The organism is Streptomyces sp. CA-181903 (genome assembly GCF_050937075.1).
In the GTDB taxonomy this organism is placed as follows: Bacteria; Actinomycetota; Actinomycetes; order Streptomycetales; family Streptomycetaceae; genus Streptomyces.
Window position 1 is genome coordinate 2,139,408 of sequence record NZ_JBNJLY010000001.1, and the last position, 22,168, is coordinate 2,161,575.

Genomic DNA, 22,168 nt, shown 5'->3' on the forward strand with positions numbered 1-22,168 from the left:
GTCGTTTCCCCCCACGTGCTCCATGACGTCGGTCAGGGGTTCCGGGTCAGGACGAGGACGACGTTGTGGCCGCCGAATCCGAAGGAGTGGCTGACGGCGACGCGGACGTCCTGCCGGCGGGCCTGCTTGGCGACGCAGTCGATGTCGAACGCGGGGTCCACCGCCCGCAGATTGGCGATGGGCGGCACGGTGCCGTGCTGGAGGGTGAGTACGGTGAGGGCCGCCTCGATGGCCCCCGCCGCTCCCGCGCTGTGACCGAGCACGCCTTTGGCCGCGGTGACGCTGGGGCGGTGCGGCAGCACACGGGCGATCATCGCCGCTTCGCCGGCGTCGTTGAGCGGGGTGGAGGTGCCGTGCGCGTTGACGTGGTCGACCTCGTGGGGAGCCAGCCCCGCGTCGGCCAGGGCGGCGCGCAGGGCCGCCTCGGCGCCGGGGGCTCCCGGGGCCGGCGCGACGGGGTGGCAGGCGTCGGTGGTACTGCCGCAGCCCGCGAGGAAGGCCCGGGGGCGGGCTCCGCGGGCGGCGGCGTCGCGTGTGCGCTCCAGGACGAGCACACCGGCCCCCTCCGCGCCGACGAAGCCGTCGCGGTCCACGTCGAACGGCCGGGACGCCTCGGCGACCGCGCCGGTGCGCTGTGACAGGGCGCCCATGCGCCAGAAGCCCGTGGACACCAGGCGGGTGAGGGCGGATTCCGCGCCGCCGGCCACGGCGACGTCGCACTGCCCGGAGCGTACGAGGTCCCGGGCCACCGCGATGGCGGTGGCGCCGGAGGCGCAGGCGGTGTTCGGGGCCAGGCTGGGGCCGCGGGCTCCGAGGGCGATGGCTACTTCTCCGGCCCCCATGTTCGGGATGATCAGGGGGATGGTGAGCGGTGAGACCATCTCGGGCCCCAGCCGTTCGAGCCTCCCGCCCTGTTCGTCCCTCGCCGCGTCCGCTCCCAGGCCGCAGCCGATGACGACGGCGACCCGGTCGCCGTTCCACGTCCGCGGATCGAGCCCGGCGTCACGCACGGCTTCGCGAGCGGCGAGCACCGCCAGCCCGGCGTACCGGGCCATGCGCCAGGACGCACGTCCGACGCGCCGGCCGAGGTCGTCATCGGACAGCGGGACGCGGCAGGAGAAGTCGACGGGGAGACCGGCCAGCACGGGGTCGGGGGCCGCGGTGCTCACGCCCCCGCACACCGCGTCCCAGGTGGTGGCGGCGCCCTCCCCGGCCGGGGTGACGAGGCCGATCCCGGTGACGGCGACGGGCCCTGTCATGACGGGATCTGGCGTGACGGGCTCTCTCATGACGGGCCCACCGCCGCGTGCCGCAGCGCGTCGAGGCGGGCGGCCATTTCGGCGACGGTGGTGTCGGCGGGCACGCGCTCGCCCCCGAGGTTCACCCCGAACCGCTCGTGGATGATGAGCGACAGTTCGACCAGGGCCAGGGAATCCAACTCCAGTTGCTCCAGCGTGGCCTCGGGGCGGATCACATCCTCGGGAATGCGGAAGGCATCGGTCAGGAGGGAGCGGACGGCTTCGTAGTTCTCCGGCATGACGTTTCCTTGCTGTTCGGTCGGGTCGGTCACCATCGCGCGAGGGCCACACCGAAGCTGAATCCGCTGGCCATGCCGAGCATCGCCACGGCGTCGCCGCGGGTGAGGCGGCCGGATTCCCGCGCCTTGACCAGTTGCAGGGGGAGCGAGGCCGCTCCGCAATTGCCGTGCTCCGCCACCGCCGGCATACACCGCGCCTCGGGGAGCGCGAGCGTGTCGAGCGTCTTGTGGAAGTGCACCATGCTGATCTGGTGGAAGGCGATGAAATCGCTCTCCCGCGCCGCCCGCAGCTCGTCCTCGACCTCGGGCAGGGCCTTCGGGAGGGTCTCCAACGCGATTCGCCGCAGGTCTCCGTTCAAACGCAGGGTGGCATGGTCGTCGTGCATCGAGCGCCCGTGCAGGGTGCCGCCGGCGGCCACCGTGCAGGCTTCCCACGCCGCGGAGTTGGAGACGAACCGAAGGGCCAGGATCTCCGCGCCGTCCTCGTTCACGGGGGCAGCCGCCGCGAGCACCATCGCGGCACCGGCGTCGGAGGCGGTGTAGCCCGGCATGGCCCGCAGTAAATCCCCGCAGTCCGGGGCGTGCCAGCGCGTGACCAGGGTGCCGGACTCCCCGCAGGCGATGAGGATCGTGCGGTAGCGCCCTGCCGAGATGAGGGAAGAGGCGACTTCCATGGCGTTGAGGACGCTGTTGCAGGCGTTCTTGACATCGAACACCGGGCAGGAGGCTCCCATTTTCGCCGCCACGAGGTGTGCCGTGGCCGGTTCGATCAAGTCCTGCGAGGTCGCGGCGAAGAGCAGCAGGTCGATGTCGCCGATTTTCAAACCCGCCTGTCCGAGAGCGGTACGGGCGGCGGCCACGGCCAGATCCGAGGCGTTTTCCCCGTCCTCGCGCACATGGACACCGCGCACCCCGGTGAGGCGTTCCAACAGGCCGGGCGGCGGCGTGTAACCGCCCGTCTCCGCGATTTTCTCGCGGGTTTCCTCCATGGTCCGGTAGCGGCCCGGCAGATGTACGGCCACGGATTCGATACGGGTGCGCGGGGCTTTGAGCACCTCGCCACGGTAGCCGTGGGACGATTCACGCCGAGCCGGAAATGCGGCGGGCGACCGCCCGCCCATTCCAACGGGTGATCCGCGTTCGCCCTTCTGCTCATGCGCGAATTCGACGCTCCGGAAAGCAAGGCGAAGGCATATCCGGTTGGTTGCGCATTTTCGGGAAATCCTACGGCAGGACGCGGCGCCGACGCCGGTCGCCGTCACACCGGGCGGAGAGACCTTCGGCCACCGGCGCCCCCGGCGCCTCTCACACCGAGGCCGGCAGCCCGTACCGGACCCCCGTCGCCTCCTCCGACAGCTCCCACAGCCGGCGGCCGGTGGCCGGGTCGGCGGCGGGCGGGGCGAGTTCGACCTCCTTCGGGGTGCCGCGTAGTTCGCCCTTGCCGGACGGGCCGATGAACAGGCCGCCCGGCAGGCCGGGTTCGGTGGCGGCGTAGAGCTGGGGCAGGGCGCCCTGCTCGGGGGTCTGGGCGAGGAGCGCGTTGCCGACGCGGCCGAGGAGGAGGCGCAGCAGGGCGCTCGACGACTTCATCTGGAGGCCGGTCGCGGTGTACCCGGGGTGCGCGAGCAGGCTGCGCACCGGGCTGCCGGCCTCGGTCAGCCGGCGGTGCAGCTCGCGTCCGAAGACCGCGTTGGCGAACTTCGACTGGTTGTAGGCGCCCATCGGCGAGTACCGGCGTTCGCCGGTGAGGTCGTCGAAGTCCAGGCCCGCCTTGCGGTGGTTGACCGAGCTGACGGTGACGACGCGCGGGTCGCGCCCGGCGGTCAGCAGGTCGAGCAGCAGCCCGGTGAGGGCGAAGTGGCCGAGGTGGTTGCAGGCGAACTGCAGCTCGTGTCCGTACGGGGTGAGCGAGCGCGGCAGCGCCATCACTCCGGCGTTGTTGACGAGTACGTCCAGGTGGCCGTGGTCCGCGTGCATCCCGTCGGCGAAGGCGCGGACAGAGTCGGGGTCGGCCAGGTCGAGATGGCGGACTTCCGGCTGCCGCGCGCCGCCGTCCGGATGCGACGCGACGACGTCCGAGACCGCCCGGCGCCCCTTCTCCACGTCCCGCACCGCCAGGATCACGTGCCCGCCCCGGCGGACGAGCGCCCGGGTGGTCGCGAGGCCCAGCCCGCTGTTGGCTCCGGTGACGACGAACACCCGGCCGTCGAGGTCCCGGATCCAGTCAGCGGTCCACTGCCGCTCCCTTTGTTCCCTTGTCATGCGACACACGCTGCCGCGCGTGGCACCAAGTGTCAAGATGCGCCTGAGTGTCACCTCTGCCACGGCACCGGTAGGATGCCTCCGTGACCACCCGCCCCGACACCGGTCCACACGCCGGCCCCGCCCTCACCCTTGCCGAGCGCAAACGCCGGCTCGTCTCGGACGAACTCTCCGAGGCGGCCTTGCAGTTGCTCGCCTCGAAGGGGTTCGACGCGGTAACGGTGGACGAGATCGTGGCCGCCGCCGGCGTGTCGAAGCGGACCTTCTTCCGCTACTTCGCGTCGAAAGAGGACGTCGTCGTCCGCTTCCTCGCCGACATGGGCACCGGCATCCACGCCGAGCTCACCGCCCGCCCGTCCGACGAACCCCCGGCCACGGCCCTCCGCCACGCCGTCTGGGTACCGGTGGCCGCCTGCGCGGGCCACTCGGAACGAGCCTTGCGCGTAGTGCAGTTGATCCTCCGCACCCCTGCGCTGCTGGCCCGTTTCCTGGAGCGGCAGGCCGAGTGGCGCGAGCACCTCGCCACCGAACTCGGCCGCCGTCACGGCCTCGACCCCGAGACCGACCTCTATCCGCGCATGGCCGCCGGAATGGCCCTCACCGCTTTCGACGCCGTCCTCCGGCGCTGGAGCGACAGCGAGGGCACGGAGGACCCGGCGAACCTCCTGGACCAGGCGTTCGCGGTGATCGCCCCGGCCCTGGACGCAGCCGTGGCCTGACCCGAGGGCAACCAGAACTCGGCGCCGCTGCGCCCCCAGCGACTGATGTGGCGGATGGTGCGGGCCATGACGGTGGCGGCGGCACGGTCCGCCCGCGCGGCGTCCTCGGGTGCCGGTGCCACGACGGGTGGCAGCTCGCGAGGGCGCAGCGCGCCGTAGTCGGTGAACCGCCGCGTCCCGCAGGTACGGCAGCGCTCCTCACCGCCCGCCGCTTCCCATCCGTCAAGGTGACGGCAGTGCCCGACGAGCCGCCCGACGGTTCGCTTCACGTCCACGCCCTCCCTCACTTCGCGGTCTGCGGGCCGGGGCACCGGAAGGCCCGGCTACGGCTGGGACAGGCGAGCAGCACGAGCCGGACGGTCCGGCCGTCCTCGGTCGTCCACTGCAACGGCAACTTGCGCTCGCCGTGGTCGAGTTCCCCCCGCGCGTACCCGACGAGCGACGGCGCCGGCACCCGCGCCACAGGCGGATCGGCGGCGAGCCGCCGTTCCAGCCAGCCGAGGCAGGCGGCGGCGTCGGCGAGCCGCGCGGCGTGCAGAGTGGCGGGTTTGCGCACCCAGGCGGCGGACGCCGCGTTGACGGCGGGCGGCTTGGGGCAGTCGGGATCGGCTTCCTCGTCACCGGTGGGAGCCGCGGCCCCGGCCCAGTAGAAGGCGTGCCAATGCGGCGCGGCTCCCCTGGCCGCCGAGGACGGCCTGCCCAACGGCAACCGGCAGGTGACGACCTTCCCACCGCCGGGTGACCGCTCCGCACCCCACGCCCCGTCCGTGAGCCGGTCGACGATCAGCAGCCCCCGCCCCTCCTCGCACTCCCGCACCCCATGCGCCACAGGCCACTTGGCGACGGGCAGGACCGACGAACCGTCCCGCACCCGAATGTGCAGCACCCCGCCACACACCCGCAGACTGAGTCCGCACTCCCCCTCCCCCACGTGCTTCACCACGTTCGCCAGCAACTCACCGACGACGGCCAGCCCGTCGTCCACGACGTCCTCCGCCAGCCCCCACCAGCGCAGTTGCAGCCGCACGAAGCTGCGCACCTGCGGCAGCTTGGTCGGGGTGGGGACGAGGGCGAGCGACATCTCAAGCTTCAGGTCGTGCACAGGGAGGGTCATCGCAGCTCCAAGCGCGGGCAGCGCAACGCACCAGGACAGGGGCGGACTTCGGGTCACGCCGCGAGTGCGCTGTGTGATCGGTGCCATAGTGGACTGCCGAGCCGTCGGCGGGCAACTATTGCCGTCCCGGCAATACATTGCCGAGTGATTTGGCATATGCCAGGCTGACGCCCGCCGGGATGAGCCATCATGCAGTCATGGATCAGAGGAGCATGCCCACCATGAGGAGCAAGCGGCTCGGCAACGAGCTGCGGCGCCTGCGCCGGGCCAAGGGACTGACTGTCTCGGAGGCAGCCGTCCGGCTGGGATGCGGGCAGCCCAAGATCTCCCAGATCGAAAACGGCAAGCGCGGCATCAGGCCGGCCGACCTGACCGCGCTGTTGGATCTTTACGGCGTCACCGACGCCGGGCGCCGCCGGAGCATCAAGCAGCTGGCGCGCGACATCTACAAGGTCGACTGGTGGACGTCGGAAGGACCGTTGACCGGCAGCACCTTGACCGACTACCTCACGTTGGAGGTCGATTCCGAACTCATCCGCACATACGAATCGACGGTCATTCCGGGTCTGCTCCAAGCCGAGCCCTACATCCGGCAGGTCATCACTCCGGCCAATTGCGGTGACGAGGCGGAGGCGCGCATCCAAGCACGACTGAAACGCAAGGAACTTCTCGATGGCTACCCCGCACTTCAGATGAATTTCATCATCGACCAGCTGGCCCTGCACCGCATTCCGGGAAGCCGCGAAGTCATCAGCGAACAGCTACACCACCTCATCGACATGGGTCACCATCCCAACGTGATGATGCAGGTGCTGCCGCTCAAGGCAGACTTGCCGCCCAGGCAGTACGTGCCCTTCAGCCTTGCTCGCTACCGCGGGGAGTCGTCGCTCGAAGTCGTATGGCTGGAACATACAAACGGAGGCACGTTGTTGGAGCAGGACCACGATGTCCGCACCTACATGCAGGTGTGGGCAGAACTCACCGCAGCAGCACTCTCTCCTGCGGACTCTCGACTGTTTCTCGGTGAGCTCATAAAGGAACACGCCCCATGAGGTCCGCCACCTCAGTATCTCCCCAGGCAGAGCCCGGAACGCACTGGAACACCAGCAGTTACAGCGGCCATGCGAACAACTGCCTTGAGCACGGCGTGCTGCCCGGAGCCCGACAGGCGGTCCGCGACACGAAGGACCCCACCCGTAAAACCACCCTCGTTTTCCCCGCCCCCGCGTGGCACGCGTTCCTGAACGCCTTGGGCGGCGAGGCGATATGACCATGCGGGCGGCCCCGCGACATCGGCCGACCGTTATCCGGTCCCCTGGCCCGAACGGGCGCTGCCCCGCCGCCTGGCGGTCGGCGACCGAGGTCGAGGACCTCCGGGTCAGGTGCGCCCGCCGGCATGAGTGCCGGCCTGCGGGGGATCAGGCAGAGGCGTATCTCTGCGGTTCGACAGCCGCGAGCAGGGACTCCCGGTCGCCCTTGCTGATCAGTCCGTCCGGAAGGGTTTCGTCCGCCAACAGCGCGCGCAGCGCGGAAGCGTGTGTGGCAAAGGCGGCCCTGCACCCTTCGCGTTCCGGGTGGTCGCAGTCGTTGCCGAAGAGCAGGACCTCGCTTTCGTTGTCGGCGTCGACAGGCTGGGAAAGCTCCGCGGCGACGGCCAAAAGGTCGACCAGGCCGGGGCGCACCGCAATATCAGGGACGGCTGCCAGGCTGATCAGGAAAGGCAAGGCGGGTGGCATGGCAGCGCTCAGGTGAAAGACGCTGTTCATCAAGACGTTGCCGAGCACGCGCAGGGCCTCGGGGCCGGCTGCCTGATCGAGAAGACCACGGAACAGGGCCGGGATCCCGTCGGGACACCCGGGAATCCGCGACCACGGGACATCGGCGCAGCCCAGCAGCGCGGGGTGGTCGCATTCAGCCTGCTCTATCCGCGGATATGCGCGGAGGAACCGAGCGACCGCAGCCTCCTTGGCCACCACATCCATGACGCACATGCCTCTCCCCCCTTGCCCCAGCTCACCCGACGCCGCCCCGAGGCGCGGCCCGCCGGATGAGACTCTTCCGAGGGCGGTCGCCGAACGCAAGCCGGCACCCACTCCGGGGGCAGGGCATGACAGCCCGGCGTATTCCTGGACAGCCCTTACGGACGGCACACCCGACCGAGCGGGCCACGCGACGGCCAGGCCCGGAGGCACCCCCTGGACACCCCTCATCCCCTTCCTATGAGGGATCTTCCGCTCCTGGCCTTGCCCCGGAAATGAGGAATGCGGTCCCGAACAGGCCCTTCTCTCCCCACACCTTGGGGAATCCAGAAGTGAAGCGCACCATTTCCGGCGTACTTTCCGCCGCCCTGCTCGGCGGCATCCTCGTGACCGGCACCGCGGGCGCGGCGTCGGCGGCAGGCCGACCCGCGGTGGCCCGAGCTGCCATGACGGAGGCCAAGGACATCGCGGCAAAGGTCGTCATCACGGGCGCGACGGCATGCTGGTCGTCCTTCGCCTGGCCAGGCCATGTCTCTCCGATCACGAGCGGCGCCACAGCGCGACTGCGGTGACGTGTCGCGACAGACCTGGCCGCGCCGGTCTTGGTGGATCACCATGCCACGGAACTGCCCACCAGGCCCTGACACGGCCTCAGCAACCCTTCATATGATCGAGGGCATGAACAGCTTCACGATGGTCGAGTTCCCCACCACGTCGGCTCAGGAATCAGCAGAGTTCTTCGGGGCCGTCTTCGGCTGGGCGGCGACACCGTACGGCCCGGAGTACACCGATGTGGACTGCGGCGGCGGAGTCAGCCTCGGCTTCCAACAGGACCACTCAGAAGCCCCCGCCGGGCCGCTCGCCGTGATCCAGGTGAACGACCTGGAGACCACACGAAGCGCGGTACTCAAGGCGGGCGGCACCATCACGGTCGAGGCGTTCGACTTCCCCGGCGGCAGGCGCTTCCATTTCCGAGAGCCGGGTGGCAACGAGCTTGCCGCATGGACCCCGACGGGAGGGTGAACCGACTCGGCCCCGGCCACGCTTCTCCGATCATCCGACTCGTTGGCTTGTCATGACTGGCCGCGGTGATCCGACGGACGAGGAGCGGGCTCGCGTGGAGCCGCTTCTGCCGGTGAGCAACGGGCGATGTGGCAGGTGGCGGGATCACCGGCAGGTGATCAATGGGGTTCTGCACCGGGTGTGGACCGGGATGCGGTGGCGAGACCTGCCCGGGAGGTTCGGCCCGTGGAAGACCGCGGCAAAAGGCATCTGCAGTGGCCTGCGGACGGCACCTGGGAGCGAATGCCGCAGCAGGTCCAGGCTGTCGCCGACGCCGAGGGGTCCATCGACTGGGACGTCTCGGTCGATTCCACGGTGATGCGCGCACACCAGCACGCCGCCGGTGCCCGCAAGGCCGCGCCGTCGGCCGCCTCGAAGAGGGCGACGGCGACGGAACATCAGATCGGTCCGGCGTGGGCATGCCTGCTCGGCCACCTGGAGGAGGCGGGGCTGTGGGTGAGGGCCTTGGCCGCTCACGCGGCGGGTTCACCACAAAGGTCCATCCGAGCGCCGACGGCCGGTGTCGTCCGTTGTCCTTGGTGGTCACGCCCGGGCAGCGGGCCGACTGCACCCGGTTCGAGCTGGTCATGGAGAAGATTTGCGTCCCGCGAGTCGGCGCCGGCAGACCCCGTACCCGTCCGGACAGCGTCAACGCCGGCAAGGCCTACAGCAACCGCCGCACGCGGGCTTACTTGCGCGAACGAGGCATCCGGCACGTCATTCCGGAGAAGGCCGACCAGGCGGCCAACCGCATCAAGCGCGGCTCGCGCGACGGCCGCCCCCCTGGCTTCGACAGAGAGCGGTACAAGAAGCGCGACGTCGTCGAGCGGGCGATCAACAAGCTCAAGGGTTTCCGAGCCGTGGCGACCCGCTATGACAAGCGAGGCCACGTGTTCCTGGGCACCGTGACCTTTGCGGCCGTCATCATCTGGATCCGCTCATGATCGGAGAGACATGGCCTGGCCTGACCACGTGAGCGAGCCCGAACCGCCGCTGCTCGCGGACGTCCATCCCGCGCTGGTGTCGTTCCTGAAGGCGACGCTGATCTCCGAGGGAGAGCCCGGACTGGCGCGGGCCGTAGGGAGGTTGCGCTTCCATGGGTGGTGCGATTGCGCCCCGACCTGCACCTACCTGCGCACGGCGCCGGCCGACCGCGCCGGCGGCACTTGGATTCATCTCGACGACGAAGCGCCCCGCGTATGGCTTCAATTCGACCGGAATCATACTTCGTTCGCCGGGATGGAGATCTGTGAGTTCGACCTCGGGCCGCCCCCGGCATCCGACCTTGACCTGCCTTCGCGGTGAAAACCGCACCGTGAAGGCGGCATGAGCAAAAACCATCGACCACCTCAGCAGAGACTGGCGGAGGCGCGTAGGACACGGTTGCTTGTCCATGGTGACCGTGGTCTTCCGGACTTCCTCCGCACCTCCGCGCCACGCCTTGGGAGCCCCTGAACGCACACGATGATTACCGCCGGGTTGGCCTTTGCCGGCGTGGCCATGCTCGTCAACATGGCACCCGGTTCCGACTCGCTGCTCGTCGTCCGAACGTCCGTGGCGCAAGGCAGACGGGGCGGGCTGGCCGCCGCCCTGGGTATCCTCACCGGCTGCATGGGCTGGGGCATCGCAACAGCCGTGGGCCTGACGGCCCTGCTGCTCGCGTCCCATCCGGTGTACGACACGCTCCGGGTGTGCGGCGCCGCGTACCTCGTCCTTCTGGGAGCCACGGCCCTCCGGCGTTCCGGAAAGCCGGCCGACCCCGGGCCGGCAAAGCGGACCGCTCTCCCGGCCGACCGCTGCGCGGCATTCCGCGCCGGCCTGGGAACGAATCTCCTCAACCCCAAGGCGGGCGTGTTCTACATGAGCCTGATCCCACAGTTCGTCCCACGGGACGCACCGACGTTCAGCGCGACGCTGCTCTTCACCGCCATCGACGTGATCGAACTGGCCGCCTGGTACTGGCTTCTCACCCGTGCTGCCTCGGCGCTGAGCGAGCGCGTCGTACGCCCCGCGTTCCGCCGCCGCCTCGAACAAATCACCGGCGTGGCCTTCCTCGGTTTCGCCGCCAACCTCCTCACCGACCGCTCGTAGACCCCCAGCCGGTCTCCGCGCCCGTGACCCCGCCGGCCGACGGCACCGACCGAAGCGGATCTCCCCGTCGGCGCCCAGTCCATGGACATGGCGGCTGCCTACCCACGGCCACCCCAAAGCGCAGGCGCGTCACCCTGCGCGAACTGGCTCTCGCGGCCACCGCCCGAGTGGCCTGAGCTCGTCCTGTGGACCCGTCCCGTTCTCCCTGGCCTGGCCGGACGGGGAACCGCACGGCCCAGGCGCTGCGTTGGCCGTCCAGTCGGTCGTCCAGTCGGCCGCCCAGTCGGTCGTTCGAGGAAGGAGGCCCTGTGAAGAAGACACGTCAGCGTGACCGTGACGCGCCGGGACCGCAGACGCCCTGGGACGAGATCGTGCCGGGGCTGTGGATGGGCGGCCACTACTGGACCGATCCCGCCGGCGAACTCCAACAGGCCATCGTCCGCGACGAGTTCAACATGGTCGTCAGCCTGTCCACCCGCTCCGGTCACGGGCCGTGCCCGGGCGTCGAGCACCTCGTCGCCGAGATCCCCGACAGCCCCCTCACCGCCCGGCAGATCGACGCCGTGCAGCGGATGGCACACGCCACCGCACGCGCCCACGCGGCCGGCCGCACCACCCTGGTCCGCTGCCACTCCGGCTACAACCGCTCCGGCCTGGTCGTGGCGCAGACTCTCGTGCACCTCGGCCACGAAGCCACCGCGGCAATCCGGCTCATCCGGCACAAGCGGTCTCCATGGGCCCTGAACAACCAGATCTTCCATGACTACCTGACCACGGGCCTTGACGTCGCCTACCTCCTGGCAGATCTCCAAGGTTGAAACCTGGGCCCAGGCCCAGGCCCAGGCCCAGGCCGGGCCGGACGGCCGGATCGGCCGGTCGGGCGGATCGGCCGGTCGGGCGGATCGGCCGGTCGGGCGGATCGGCCGGTCGGGCGGTGCGGTGCTGTTCATGCCGGTCATCGTTCGGCCCTGCCGCGCCGGCGGCAAGGTCAAGCGGCTGTCTTGGGGCCGACGGTCAAATGCCAGGATGGCCACCGTGTTCGCGGTCCGCACCCTCCGGTGCCGGTTCCACCGGGGGAGGAGCGGGCCCGGCCGGTCGTACCGGTCACCCGCCGGAGAGAGATCGGCGCCGCCCGCTACACCGGCGTCGCCCTGGCGGCCGATGCGGGCGAAGCGGCCGGCGGGGTGACCGGCGCGGTTTCCCCGGTCGTACGGTGCGCGGAACGGCCGCCTCCCCGCGCGCCATCGACAAAACGGGGGGGGCGGACCCGTGATCGTTCACCGCGACGGAGCCGCCGGGCTCGGGCCGCGCGTCGGCGCCCGTGCGCCGCTCTCTCCTCTCCCGCCGCAGCGACCCGCCCGTCAGGCCACGGGCGTCGCCGCCGCCAGTCCGTTGATCTCGGCGGCGACGGCGGCCGGGTCGGGGGCGACGGTGGTGTGGGCGACGCCGTCCAGGTCCGGGAGGGTGCCGACGCGGACGGCGTGCCGTGCGTTGCGCAGCAGGTCGAGGTCGTTGACGTCGTTGCCGAAGGCGTTGTACTCGTCGATGCCCAGCGAGGTCAGGGCCTCCCACTTGTTCGTGGCGCCCGGGGCGAAGTCGATGAGCGCCTCGTCGACGTGGTGGTTGACCGTCATCCCGAGCCGGCGGCCGGCCTCGGCGAGGGCGGGCATGTCGGTCGCGTCGACCACGAGGAACTTCACGACGGCGGGGAGGCCGGCGAGGCCGACGCGGCGGGCGAGGCGGCCTTGGTCGACGCGGCCGAGGATCGGGTGGTCGGCGGGTCCGGTGTAGGCGTAGTCCCACGGGCCGTCGGCGAGGTAGCCCGCCTTGAACCGCTCCGCCAGGGCCAGGAGTTCGGCGAGGTCGCCGGCCTCGAACGCGGCCCGTGCCCGGACCCGGCCGTCGACGGAGACGAGGCTGCCGTTGCCGCCGATCAGCGTCGCGGCGGGGAAGGCCCCGCCGAGGACGGGCAGGAGGTCGCGAACCGGCCGGGCCGAGGCGAAGACCAGGTCGTGACCGGCACGTTCGCAGGTCTCGATGGCGGCGAGGATCCGGTCGTCGATCGTCCTCCCGTCGAAGCAGAGCGTGCCGTCGACGTCGAAGACCGTGGTGCGGGCGCTGGTGATCACGACGGGATCGTATCGAGCCGATGTCGTGGACGGTCCGCCGCCCGCCGTGTCACCGGCAGGTGGTGCCGGGCGCGACGCGGGCCGGCGCTCCCCATCCCCGATTCGCCGTCAGGAGCGCGTGGTTCCCTCCAGGATCTCCCGCAGGACCTCCTCGACGGTCTTCGGGGGGTGGCCGATCACCGCCTCCAGGGTGGGGTCGGTGGCCTCGAACTCGCCCGCGCGCGACGCGGCGAACATCGTCAGGGCGAACTCCGCGGCCGGCCGCGGCATTCCGCCCGCGACCGCCGCGGCCGTCCACGCGTCGTCGTCCATGACGACGCGGGTGACGGCCCGGCCGGTGAGGCGGCTCAGGATCGCGGCGACGTCGGTGAAGTCCAAGGCGTTCGGGGACGTCAGCGGTGGTGTGATCCCGGTGAGCGCGCCCTCTTCGCCCGGGTGTCCCGTCAGGGCGGCGGCCGCCGCTTCCGCCAGGTCCTCGTGGGCCGTCCAGGACACCAGGCCGTCCCGCGGCGCGGCGAGCGTGCCCGTCTCCAGCGCCGTGCCGACGTAGGAGGCCAGGGTCGCGGCGTAGAACCCGTTGCGGAGGACGGTGTAGGGGACACCTTGCCGCTTGAGGTGCTCCTCGGTGGCCGCGTGGACCCGCTGCGGCGGGAAGAGCGACGTGGGGGAGGCGGCCTGGTGGCTGGTGTACACGATGTGCCGGGCGCCCGCTTCCCGTGCGGCGTCGACGGCCGCCCGGTTGGCGGCCGACGCACCGTCGCCCCGGATGGCCGCCGAGACGACCAGGACGCGCTCGGCGCCTTCGAAGGCGTGCCGCAGACCGCCGGGTTCGGTGAAGTCCCCCGCCCGGACCCGGACGCCGCGCGCGGCGAGGCCGGCGGCCTTCTCCGCGTCGCGCACGCTGACGCCGATGCCGTAGGCCGGCATCCGTTCCAGCAGGCGGTCGACGATCAGCGCCCCGAGGCGGCCGGTGGCTCCCGTGACGATCAGCATGGGTGGCTCCCGTTCGATGCTTCTGTTTCCGACGGAACGAAGAAAACGGTATCAGTGATATTTCCATTGATCACGCGGTGATCGCGGGCGATCGCGGTTTGATCGCGGGGCGCAGGGCGGCCGGGCAGGCACCGGCGGTATCACCGATAACATCGCTCTCATGGCAACCAACACGCAGCGGCGAGACCTCACCCGCGACCGCATCGTGAAAGCCGCGGCCGGCCTGCTGCGCGAGCAGGGGCCGGCGGCGGTCACCACGCGCCGCGTGGCCGAGGAGGCCGGGCTGCAACCGCCCGCCCTCTACCGCCTCTTCCAGGACAAGGACGATCTGCTGAACGCCGCCGCGGAGCACGTCTTCGCCGAACACGTGGCGGGGAAGCGAACCGTCGCGCCCTCCGACGACCCGGTGGCGGACCTCCGGGCCGGCTGGGACACGCAGATCGGCTTCGGGCTGGCCCATCCCTACGTCTACGGGCTGCTCCTCGACCCGGTCCGCGCCCGCGACACCCCGGCGCAGGCCCGGGGCGTGCGGATCCTCGCCGAACGGGTCCACAGGGTCGCCGCCGCCGGCCGGCTCCGGGTGAGCGAGGAACGTGCCGTCAACCTCATCCGCGCGGCGGGCACCGGAACCGTCCACACCCTGCTGACCCTGCCGCCGGGACAGAGCGACCCGCACCTGGCCGACGCCGCCTTCGACGCGGTCGCACGCGCCATCCTCACCGACGGGCCCACCGCCCCCGCCCGCGACGCGTCGGCCGTCGTCGCGGCGTTCCGCACCCTCGTGCCCGAACTGCCCCGGCTCAGCGCGGCCGAGGCCGCCCTCCTCGACGAGTGGCTGCGCCGCTGATCCGCCGCTTCCGGTCGCCCGGTGCCGGGTGACGGGCCGCGCCACAGGCGCGTTGACGCCCCGGCCCGGCGTCCGCGCGGAGGCAGCGGAGGTATCCGAGCCCGCCCGCGCCTTCCGCGGCCTCGCCACCTTCCACGAGGCGGACGCGGGCGACTTCTTCGGCCGTCGGGCGGACGTCGCGGAGGTGGCCGGCGCCCTGCGGGGCGACGGGGTCCGGGGTGCCGGAGGGCGGCAGCGTGGCCGTCGTCCGACCCCAGGAGAAGACCGACCCCGTCGCTCGGGGTGGCCCGCTACCAGGCGGTACGCGTGGCGGACCGGCGGGCGCCGCGCGGCGACCGTGAAGGCGCCATGAGCCTGCTCCGCCTCGACCCGGCGCTGTGAAAGCGCCACCTGTGCGCCGTCCTGGGCCGTGACCTCACCGAGGAGGAGCGGGGTGGCCTGCCGCCCGGGCTGCCCGCCCCGTGCCGGGCTGCGGCGTGACGGGTGGGAGGGGCGCGACGGGCGCAACAGGCGGGACGGGTGTGTGGCCGACCTGTGCGCGGGGCGCCGGCGCGTGGCTCGTTCCTCCCGAGCGGTGTGATGGGATACGCCGCATGGGTCCCCGGCAGCCGTTCCCCCCGCCCCGCACCGCGCCCCGCCCGAAGGCCGGGCGGCCGTGAGCGCCCACCGGGAGCCGCAGGAGCCCGGCGCCGTCCCCCTCGACCCCGAACTGGCCGCCGTCCTCGCCTCCTTGGGCGAGGAGGCGAAGGAGCCGGTCACCCCGGAGAACCTCGCGGCCCGGCAGGCGCGGGATGCCGCGAACCGGCCGCGGCCCACGGTCGAGGCCCTCCGCGCGGACGGCCTCTTCGAGGTGACGGAACTGTCCGTACCGGGACCACCGGGCGGCCCGGACGTCACGCTGGTGAGCGCGCGGCCGTCGTCAGGACCGAGCGGCCCTCTGCCGTTGCTGTACTACCTGCACGGCGGCGGGCTGATCGCGGGCAACGCGTGGTCCGTCCTGCCGCGCGTCCTCCGGGACTGGGCGCTCCCGCTGGGGCTGGCGGTCGTCTCGGCCGAGTACCGGCTGGCGCCCGGGGCGCGGTATCCGGAACCGCTGGAGGACTGCTACGCCGGGCTGGCCTGGGCGGTCGGGCACGCGGACGAACTGGGCGCGGACCCGGACCGCGTCGTCGTCGGGGGAAAGAGCGCCGGCGGCGGGCTCGCCGCGGCCCTCGCCCTGCTGGCCCGCGACCGCGGCGGCCCCCGCCCGCTGGGCCAGCTGCTGCTGTGCCCGATGCTCGACGACCGCGCGGACACCTTCTCCGGCCGCCACCTGTCCGTCCCGGGGCCCTGGACCGGACCTCCGCCGCCACGTCGTGGCACGCGTACTTGGGCGACCGGCACGGCACCCCGGACGTCCCGCCGTACGCCGCCCCCGCCCGCGCCACGGACCTCTCCGGCCTCCCGCCGGCCTATATCGACGTCGGGTCGGCCGAGATGTTCCGCGACGAGTGCGTCGCTTATGCGAACGCGCTCTGGCAGGCCGGCGGCCGGGCCGAGCTCCACGTCTGGCCCGGCGCGTACCACGGCTTCGACACCATGGCCCCGGAGGCGGCCCTCAGCCGCACCGCCCGTACCGCCCGTACCGACTGGCTCGGACGGCTCCTCACCGGCCCAGGGCGGTGAGGAGGACGAGGACGAGGGTGGCGACGGCGAACAGGCCGTGCGGCAGGACGACCGCGACGGGGAAGTGCCGTTCGGCGGGTACGGACTCGTCGGTCCCCGAGGGCACCGTCGCGGCGCGGGCGCGATACGCGGGGATCCAGCGGGCCGGCATCACGAACCCCAGCAGGGCGACGGGCAGCAGCAGGCCGAAGGCGGCCCACGCCAGGGCGGACCGGCCGGTCGCGAGGTAGCCGATCCACACCACGAGTCCGATCGCGGCCAGGGCGAAGTGGCCGAAGACGACGGGCGCGGGCAGGCGGCTGGTGCCGGTCCGCTGCTGCCGGACCCCGCCGCGCCGGATCCAGACGCCGAGCATGTGGAAGCCGCCGAGGGCGGTGATCACCCAGGTGATCAGCGCGGCGATGCGCATGGGCAACTCCGGGGGTGTGGTGGGGGGGATGGATCAGCCGTCAGGGCGAGCGGTCCCGCGGCCGCGGCCGGTCGGCCGGTCGTGTAGCCCTCGGCCTGGGTGTCCTCGTCGGCGACGCGCACGCCGTAGCGGTAGGCGAGCTTGCCGCCCAGGTGTTCCGAGACGGCCAGGGCCGCCACGCTGACGGCGGAGAGCGCGAGCTGTCCGGTCCCGACGCTTCCGCCGTCGGCGTAACCGCCGTGCCGCCGGCCGAAGTTGGCGGCGTACGCGACGGTCACCAGCAGGTTCAGCGTCATGTGCGCCAGGGCGGTGCGGAACGCCGGGGTCCCGGCGGGGATCGCGAACAGACCGAGGAAGCCGGCCGTGGCCGCCGCCGGCGTCGGGATCTCCCGGAAGCTCGCCGCCTTCCACCTCGACAAGCTGGTCGACGCCGGTCTCCTCCGCGCCCGCTACGAGGCGCCCGGCGGCATCCGCAAGGTCGGCCGGCAGCCGAAGGTGTACGAGCCCACCGACGCGCAGATCACCGTGAGCATCCCCGACCGCCGCCACGAACTGCCGGCCGACCTGCTCCTGGACGCCGTCCTGACCGAGGGCGCGGACGAGAACGCCGCCCAGGCCGCGGTACGCGCCGCCGGGCGGCGTGGCCGGCGGCTGGGCGAAGCCGCCCGGGAGGAGACCCGCCCCGGCCGCCCGGGCCCCGAACGCGGCCTGACCGCCTGCGAACTCCTCCTGGACCGGCACGGCTACGAACCCGTCCGGGACACCCCCACCCGCCTCCGCCTGCGCAACTGCCCCTTCCACCCCCTGGCCGCCAAAGCCCCCGACCTGGTGTGCGGCATGAACCACGCCTTCCTCGCCGGCTGCCTCGACGGCCTCGAGGTCAACGGCATCCAGGCCGTCCTCGCCCCCCACCCCGGCGAATGCTGCGTCCGGCTGGGTCCGGCCGGGAGCGAGGGCGGGGACGGCGCGTCCTGAACGGCGGGATGCCACAGGCGGCAGAACGCCCGGGGCGGCGGGACGGATCGAGCGGGAGGACGGAGTGAGCGAGAGGATGGGGTTGCGGGAGGACGGATCGAGCGGCCGGACGGATCGAGCGGCCGGACGCCCCGGGCGGCTACGCGGACGGTTCCGGCGCGGGGCAAGGCGTCGTCCGGTCGCGGCGGGGAAGCAGGAGCGGTGTGGCCAGGGCGAGGAGTCCCGCGGCCGTCAGGGCGGTGCGCGGGCCGGTGGCGTCGGCGAGGACGCCGCCGAGCGCGGTGCAGAGGGCGATGGACGCCTGCTGGCCGATCGACCAGGCCGTCAGGGTGCGGGCGAGGAGGTGCCTGGGGGTGCGTTCGAGCCGGTAGGTGGCGAGCACCGGAATGTACAGGCTCATGTTGACGATGATCGCCAGCTCGATGGCGATGACGGTGACGAGGCCGATGACGCCGGGGCGGACGAAGGCCAGGCCGATCAGCCAGACGGCGCGCAGGGTGCCGGCGGTCCGGAAGACCGCGGGCCGCCCGAAACGGGCCACGGTGCGGCGGGCCAGCCGGGAGCCGACGAGGCCGCCGAGGCAGGGGAGGGCGAAGGCGAGGCCGTACTGCCAGGGCGGGAACCCCAGCCGCCGGAGGAGGAGTACGGCCAGCAGCGGCTCGGTGGCCATGATCAGGCCGGAGACCATGATCTGGTTGAGGTAGAGCGCCCGCAGGGCGGGGTCGCCGAGGATGTGCCGCCAGCCGTCGAGCAACCCGCCTGCCCGGGACGGGTTTTCGCCGACCGGTCGCGGGTCTTCCTCCCGGTGGCGAATCGCGGTGATGCCCAGGGCGGAGAGCAGATAGCTGAGCGCGTCGGCCGTCACGGTCGTGACCGGCCCGAACAGGCCCATCGCCGCGCCGCCCAGCGGTGGTCCGACGGCGACGGAGCTCCAGTGGGTGGACTCGAAGCGGGCATTGGCCACGAGCAGGTCGTCCGGCGCCACCAGGGCCTTGAGGAAAGCGCCGCCGGCCGCGTTGAAAGCGATCTTCGCCGCGGCCACCACGGCCGAGACGACGAGCAGGTGGGCGAAGCCGAGCAGCCCGACGGCGTAGGCGACCGGGATCGTCGCCATGGCCGCGAACCGGACCAGGTCCATCGCGATCATGACCGGGCGCTTGCGCCGGAACTCCATCCACGGCGCGATCGGCAGCGCGATCAACGCACCCACCGCGGGCCCGACGGCGGACAGCGCCGACACCTCGGCGGGGCCGGCGTGCAACGCCAGTACGGCGATCAGCGGCAACGCCCCGAACCCCAGCCCGGATCCGTACGCGCTCACCGCGTTCGCCGCCCAGAGCCGGCCGAAATCGGGGCCCAGCCGCCTCCTGCCCACCATGCTCAGCATCCTCCCACGAGGGGTACCCCACAAACCGACGTTGACCGGCAGAGCCAAGCGTGCGGCGGGTCGGCAGGTCAAACAACCGCCTCACCCGGTCCGCACAACCAATGGTTGATCACTACGCTCGTCCGGCATGGACCTCGAAGCCGTACGCACCTTCGCCGCCGTCGTGGAAACGGGCCAGTTCCAGAAGGCGGCCGCCGACCTGTCGATCACCCAGCAGGCCGTCTCCAAACGCGTCGCCGCGCTCGAGCGCGAGCTCGGCGTACGGCTGTTCACCCGCACACCGCGCGGTGCCGAGCCGACCATCGACGGGCAGGCGTTCCTGCCCCACGCGCGCGACCTGCTGCGCGTCGCCGAACGCGCGGTCGCGTCCGTCCGCACCGGCCGCCGCCCCCTCCGCGTCGACGTGATCAGCTCGCGCGGCGCGGCATCCGGCCTGCTGCGCGACTTCCACCGCGCGTACCCCGAGACCGAGCTCGACGTGGTGATGCTGCTCGACATCGAGACGGCCGTCACCGCCCTCCGCTCCGGCGCGATCGACGCGACCTTCCGCGCCGTCGCCGCGCCCGGCCGGCCGTTTCCCGACGACATCGCGTCCGTCCGCGTCCTCGACGAGCCGCTGGAGCTCCTCACCGGCCCGTCCCACGCGCTGGCGGACGCCCGCTCGGTGAGCGTCGCGCGCCTCGCCGGCCACCGGATCTGATGCCGGGCATCGTCCCCCGCAGCGAGTGGGCCGCCTACTACGACGATCTCGTCGCCGAGTTCGGCCTCACCATCGAGGCGACCGGCCCCAACTTCGGCTCCGACGCGCTCCTCGACACCGTGGCCGACACCCCGGCCCTGGCCACCTTCATGGGTGGCCACACCCGCCTCGTCTGGCCCGCCGGCCACGGCCTGCGCCGCATCCCGGTGACCGATCCCGCGCCCGTCTACCCCCACTCGCTCCTCTGGCACCGCGACAACCCCCACCCGGCCCTGCCCGCCCTCCGCACCCACCTCGCCGCCACGGCACCCGGCCACGACGCCGTGGGGACGTGGCGGCCGGGGTGGGTACTGCCACGCTGAACGGCGATGCGGCCGCCCCGCCCGCGCACACCCCCGGTTCAGCCGGCGGGGACGTCCTCCGGTTCCGGAGTCGCCGTGCCGAACGGGTTGTCGATGACGTACCGCCAGCGACCGTCCGGCCCGCGCCGGGCGACGTCCGTGGCGGTCCCCTCGATATGAACGCGACGGCCGTCCGGCCCGGGGCCGTCGATGACCCAGTCGACGATCAACAGCGCGATGTCGTCGGCGACATAGGTGTGCCGGGGACGGACCTCGACGGGAACGCCGAGCGCCTGGAACGCCGCGTTGGCCGCCCGCAGTTCCGGACCGGTGGCCGACTCCCCGGGCCGGGGGACGAACACGGCCCCCTCGTCGTAGACGCGCGAAAGGGCGGACGGGTCGCCGGAGTTGAAGGCGGCGGCGAAGACCTCGGGGTGGTGCCGGGCCTCGGTGGCGAGGCGGATGGACGAGGTGGTGGGGGATGTGGTGGGAGAGGTGGAGGAGGCAGGGGCGGTAGGGGCGGTTGAGGCTGCGGAGGCTGCGGGGCCGACGGGAAGCGGGGAGTCGTCGGGATTCGGGGGACCGACGGGAAGCGGGGGCCGTCGGAATCCGGGTGGCCGGTAAGGTCGGGACCGTGTGCGGAACGCGTGTCGATACTCATGACGGCAGCCAAACCGGTCGTCGCGAGACTCACCAAACGGAAACCCACGTCCCGGATCACGCCCGGAATGACGTCCGGGATCACGCACGGAGTGGCGCCCGGGATCACCGCTGGGACACCGAGCTGGTCCCGCCGGGGCCGGGCCGCACGGTGCGGCCGGAACCGACGTGTCCGGTCGAGGCCGCACTGGCCGCAGTGGCCGGCCGCTGGACCACCCTGGTCCTGCGCGAACTGATGCACGGCCCGCACTCGTTCGGCGCCCTGCGCGACCGGCTGCCGGAGATCAGCCCCAAGGTGCTCTCGGACCGGTTGCACACCCTCCTTCAGCGCGGCCTTCTCGTCCGGGAACGCCTGCCGGGCTTCCCCGTCAGCACCCGCTACACCCTCACCCCCGCCGGCCGCGCCCTCCGCCCCTTGCTCATCGAACTCCACCGGACGGGAGAACGGCTGGCCAGCTTCCCCGTCACGACCGACGCGGAGTAGGCACCGGCCGGGGGGCGGGCCGGCGGAGGCCGGAGCGGTTCCGGGCCGGGAGATGGCGGGTTCCCCGGAGCGGTTGGCGGGCGGCCGCGCTCCCGGTACCGGACTCCTCGCCCGAGCGGCCGGGGAGCCGGGTGGCGTCCATACTGGGCAGGGTCCGCACGGCCGGTTGCCGGGCTGCCGGGCGACCGGCCCGCGCCCCCCTCCGCCCCGGGAGCACGTCATGAGGATCCACCTGACCAGCGTCTTCGTCGACGACCAGGAGAAGGCCCACCGCTTCTACACCGACGTGCTGGGGTTCGTGACGAAGCACGACGTCCCGGTCGGGGGTACGGACCGGTGGCTGACCGTCGTCTCGCCGGAGAACCCCGACGGGACCGAACTCCTCCTCGAACCCTCCGGGCACCCCGCGGTGAAGCCGTACAAGGAGGCGCTGGTCGCGGACGGCATTCCGGCCACCGCCTTCGCGGTGGACGACGTCCGCGCCGAGTTCGATCGGCTGCGCGGGCTGGGGGTGCGGTTCACACAGGAGCCGGTGGAGATGGGGCCGGAGGTGACGGCGGTGCTGGACGACACATGCGGCAACCTGATCCAGCTCGCCCAGCCGGCGTAGGCGGCGGGCGGGCCCTGCCGCGGGGGCCCGGCCCTGCGGGCTCGGTCCCACAGGCACAGCCCCACGACTTCAATCCTGACGTCCTCGTACGGCCGACCGCACACCCCGTGGAGACGGCCGCCGACTCGGTGAAAACCTCCGCGAAAACCGGCCCGTAAAAGCAGCCGATGCCGGCCATGGCCGGTAAAGGCATGGTCGGCATCA

General features: G+C 72.3%; 24 protein-coding genes and 4 pseudogenes. 15 read left to right on the plus strand and 13 right to left on the minus strand.

Going from position 1 to position 22,168, the window contains the following annotated elements:
- Positions 1-32 precede the first annotated feature (32 nt).
- The 4 genes from ACQEVS_RS09355 to ACQEVS_RS09370 are packed head-to-tail and all read right to left on the minus strand — an operon-like array spanning position 33 to position 3,799.
- Positions 33-1,259: a beta-ketoacyl-[acyl-carrier-protein] synthase family protein gene (locus ACQEVS_RS09355; protein ID WP_433017837.1), complete on the minus strand. Its 1,227-nt coding sequence runs from the start codon at positions 1,257-1,259 to the stop codon at positions 33-35.
- A gap of 26 nt (positions 1,260-1,285) precedes the next feature.
- Positions 1,286-1,537 (minus strand): acyl carrier protein, encoded by a 252-nt coding sequence (locus ACQEVS_RS09360; protein ID WP_433017840.1) that lies wholly within the window; start codon positions 1,535-1,537, stop codon positions 1,286-1,288.
- 29 nt (positions 1,538-1,566) lie between these two features.
- On the minus strand, positions 1,567-2,799 hold the full coding sequence (locus ACQEVS_RS09365) for a 3-oxoacyl-ACP synthase III family protein (RefSeq protein WP_433017843.1): 1,233 nt from the start codon (positions 2,797-2,799) through the stop codon (positions 1,567-1,569).
- Between the two features lie 43 nt (positions 2,800-2,842).
- Positions 2,843-3,799: an oxidoreductase gene (locus ACQEVS_RS09370; RefSeq protein ID WP_433017846.1), complete on the minus strand. Its 957-nt coding sequence runs from the start codon at positions 3,797-3,799 to the stop codon at positions 2,843-2,845.
- An 83-nt stretch (positions 3,800-3,882) separates the two neighbouring features.
- Here ACQEVS_RS09370 and ACQEVS_RS09375 point away from each other — a divergent pair, with 83 nt between their 5' ends.
- A complete protein-coding gene (locus ACQEVS_RS09375; RefSeq protein ID WP_433017849.1) occupies positions 3,883-4,518 on the plus strand; it encodes a TetR family transcriptional regulator in 636 nt (211 codons plus the stop codon).
- A gap of 53 nt (positions 4,519-4,571) precedes the next feature.
- Here the strand turns inward: ACQEVS_RS09375 and ACQEVS_RS09380 are convergent.
- Positions 4,572-4,829, minus strand: a pseudogene (locus ACQEVS_RS09380) (DUF6255 family natural product biosynthesis protein); the annotation flags it as partial.
- The gene (locus tag ACQEVS_RS09385) at positions 4,802-5,632 is read right to left on the minus strand and encodes an ATP-binding protein (protein ID WP_433017852.1); all 831 of its coding nucleotides are present in this window, start codon (positions 5,630-5,632) and stop codon (positions 4,802-4,804) included. The gene ACQEVS_RS09385 and the pseudogene ACQEVS_RS09380, both read right to left, overlap by 28 nt.
- Before the next feature lie 221 nt (positions 5,633-5,853).
- On the opposite strand from ACQEVS_RS09385, the gene ACQEVS_RS09390 reads away from it, so the two are divergent.
- Positions 5,854-6,684 (plus strand): helix-turn-helix domain-containing protein, encoded by an 831-nt coding sequence (locus tag ACQEVS_RS09390; protein WP_433017855.1) that lies wholly within the window; start codon positions 5,854-5,856, stop codon positions 6,682-6,684.
- Complete coding sequence (locus tag ACQEVS_RS09395; RefSeq protein ID WP_433017858.1) at positions 6,681-6,902, plus strand: DUF397 domain-containing protein; 222 nt, start codon at positions 6,681-6,683, stop codon at positions 6,900-6,902. Before ACQEVS_RS09390 ends, ACQEVS_RS09395 begins: the two co-directional genes overlap by 4 nt.
- Positions 6,903-7,050: 148 nt before the next feature.
- Here the strand turns inward: ACQEVS_RS09395 and ACQEVS_RS09400 are convergent, their stop codons facing one another.
- On the minus strand, positions 7,051-7,623 hold the full coding sequence (locus ACQEVS_RS09400; protein ID WP_433017861.1) for a hypothetical protein: 573 nt from the start codon (positions 7,621-7,623) through the stop codon (positions 7,051-7,053).
- 320 nt (positions 7,624-7,943) lie between these two features.
- On the opposite strand from ACQEVS_RS09400, the gene ACQEVS_RS09405 reads away from it, so the two are divergent.
- From ACQEVS_RS09405 to ACQEVS_RS09430, 6 genes and pseudogenes are all read left to right on the plus strand, one after another.
- A complete protein-coding gene (locus ACQEVS_RS09405) occupies positions 7,944-8,183 on the plus strand; it encodes a hypothetical protein (protein WP_433017864.1) in 240 nt (79 codons plus the stop codon).
- A 106-nt stretch (positions 8,184-8,289) separates the two neighbouring features.
- Positions 8,290-8,634: a VOC family protein gene (locus tag ACQEVS_RS09410; RefSeq protein WP_433017867.1), complete on the plus strand. Its 345-nt coding sequence runs from the start codon at positions 8,290-8,292 to the stop codon at positions 8,632-8,634.
- Positions 8,635-8,686: 52 nt separating this feature from the next.
- A pseudogene (locus ACQEVS_RS09415) lies at positions 8,687-9,617 on the plus strand (IS5 family transposase).
- Positions 9,618-9,645: 28 nt separating this feature from the next.
- Positions 9,646-9,978 (plus strand): hypothetical protein, encoded by a 333-nt coding sequence (locus tag ACQEVS_RS09420; RefSeq protein WP_433017870.1) that lies wholly within the window; start codon positions 9,646-9,648, stop codon positions 9,976-9,978.
- 207 nt (positions 9,979-10,185) lie between these two features.
- Positions 10,186-10,764 carry a LysE family translocator gene (locus ACQEVS_RS09425; protein WP_433017873.1) on the plus strand — a complete coding sequence of 193 codons (579 nt, stop codon included), beginning with the start codon at positions 10,186-10,188 and terminating at the stop codon, positions 10,762-10,764.
- Positions 10,765-11,072: 308 nt separating this feature from the next.
- Entirely contained in the window at positions 11,073-11,582 is a 510-nt protein-coding gene (locus ACQEVS_RS09430; protein ID WP_433017876.1) for a protein-tyrosine phosphatase family protein, read from the plus strand.
- A 543-nt stretch (positions 11,583-12,125) separates the two neighbouring features.
- On the opposite strand, the gene ACQEVS_RS09435 is transcribed toward ACQEVS_RS09430, so the two are convergent.
- The gene (locus ACQEVS_RS09435; protein WP_433017879.1) at positions 12,126-12,893 is read right to left on the minus strand and encodes an HAD hydrolase family protein; all 768 of its coding nucleotides are present in this window, start codon (positions 12,891-12,893) and stop codon (positions 12,126-12,128) included.
- 108 nt (positions 12,894-13,001) lie between these two features.
- Entirely contained in the window at positions 13,002-13,886 is an 885-nt protein-coding gene (locus tag ACQEVS_RS09440) for an NAD(P)H-binding protein (protein WP_433017882.1), read from the minus strand.
- Positions 13,887-14,046: 160 nt separating this feature from the next.
- Here ACQEVS_RS09440 and ACQEVS_RS09445 point away from each other — a divergent pair, with 160 nt between their 5' ends.
- Both ACQEVS_RS09445 and ACQEVS_RS09450 read left to right on the plus strand, forming a co-directional pair.
- The gene (locus tag ACQEVS_RS09445) at positions 14,047-14,733 is read left to right on the plus strand and encodes a TetR/AcrR family transcriptional regulator (protein WP_433017885.1); all 687 of its coding nucleotides are present in this window, start codon (positions 14,047-14,049) and stop codon (positions 14,731-14,733) included.
- 655 nt (positions 14,734-15,388) lie between these two features.
- Positions 15,389-16,398, plus strand: a pseudogene (locus ACQEVS_RS09450) (alpha/beta hydrolase).
- Here ACQEVS_RS09450 and ACQEVS_RS09455 read toward each other — a convergent pair.
- Together ACQEVS_RS09455 and ACQEVS_RS09460 are read right to left on the minus strand one after the other, a co-directional pair.
- Positions 16,379-16,807: a hypothetical protein gene (locus tag ACQEVS_RS09455; protein ID WP_433017888.1), complete on the minus strand. Its 429-nt coding sequence runs from the start codon at positions 16,805-16,807 to the stop codon at positions 16,379-16,381. The pseudogene ACQEVS_RS09450 and the gene ACQEVS_RS09455 overlap by 20 nt on opposite strands.
- Positions 16,789-17,226, minus strand: a complete 438-nt coding sequence (locus ACQEVS_RS09460) for a DUF2231 domain-containing protein (protein ID WP_433017891.1) — start codon at positions 17,224-17,226, stop codon at positions 16,789-16,791. Before ACQEVS_RS09460 ends, ACQEVS_RS09455 begins: the two co-directional genes overlap by 19 nt.
- On the opposite strand from ACQEVS_RS09460, the gene ACQEVS_RS09465 reads away from it, so the two are divergent.
- On the plus strand, positions 17,171-17,782 hold the full coding sequence (locus ACQEVS_RS09465; protein ID WP_433017894.1) for a helix-turn-helix transcriptional regulator: 612 nt from the start codon (positions 17,171-17,173) through the stop codon (positions 17,780-17,782). The genes ACQEVS_RS09460 and ACQEVS_RS09465 overlap by 56 nt on opposite strands.
- Before the next feature lie 139 nt (positions 17,783-17,921).
- Here ACQEVS_RS09465 and ACQEVS_RS09470 read toward each other — a convergent pair whose 3' ends face one another.
- Positions 17,922-19,160 carry an MFS transporter gene (locus ACQEVS_RS09470; protein ID WP_433017897.1) on the minus strand — a complete coding sequence of 413 codons (1,239 nt, stop codon included), beginning with the start codon at positions 19,158-19,160 and terminating at the stop codon, positions 17,922-17,924.
- 136 nt (positions 19,161-19,296) lie between these two features.
- On the opposite strand from ACQEVS_RS09470, the pseudogene ACQEVS_RS09475 reads away from it, so the two are divergent.
- Positions 19,297-20,231: pseudogene (locus tag ACQEVS_RS09475) on the plus strand (LysR family transcriptional regulator).
- Positions 20,232-20,269: 38 nt separating this feature from the next.
- Here ACQEVS_RS09475 and ACQEVS_RS09480 read toward each other — a convergent pair.
- Positions 20,270-20,674 carry a YybH family protein gene (locus tag ACQEVS_RS09480; RefSeq protein WP_433027401.1) on the minus strand — a complete coding sequence of 135 codons (405 nt, stop codon included), beginning with the start codon at positions 20,672-20,674 and terminating at the stop codon, positions 20,270-20,272.
- Positions 20,675-21,066: 392 nt separating this feature from the next.
- On the opposite strand from ACQEVS_RS09480, the gene ACQEVS_RS09485 reads away from it, so the two are divergent.
- The gene (locus tag ACQEVS_RS09485; RefSeq protein ID WP_433017900.1) at positions 21,067-21,354 is read left to right on the plus strand and encodes a winged helix-turn-helix transcriptional regulator; all 288 of its coding nucleotides are present in this window, start codon (positions 21,067-21,069) and stop codon (positions 21,352-21,354) included.
- Between the two features lie 220 nt (positions 21,355-21,574).
- A complete protein-coding gene (locus tag ACQEVS_RS09490; protein ID WP_433017903.1) occupies positions 21,575-21,964 on the plus strand; it encodes a VOC family protein in 390 nt (129 codons plus the stop codon).
- Positions 21,965-22,168 lie beyond the last annotated feature (204 nt).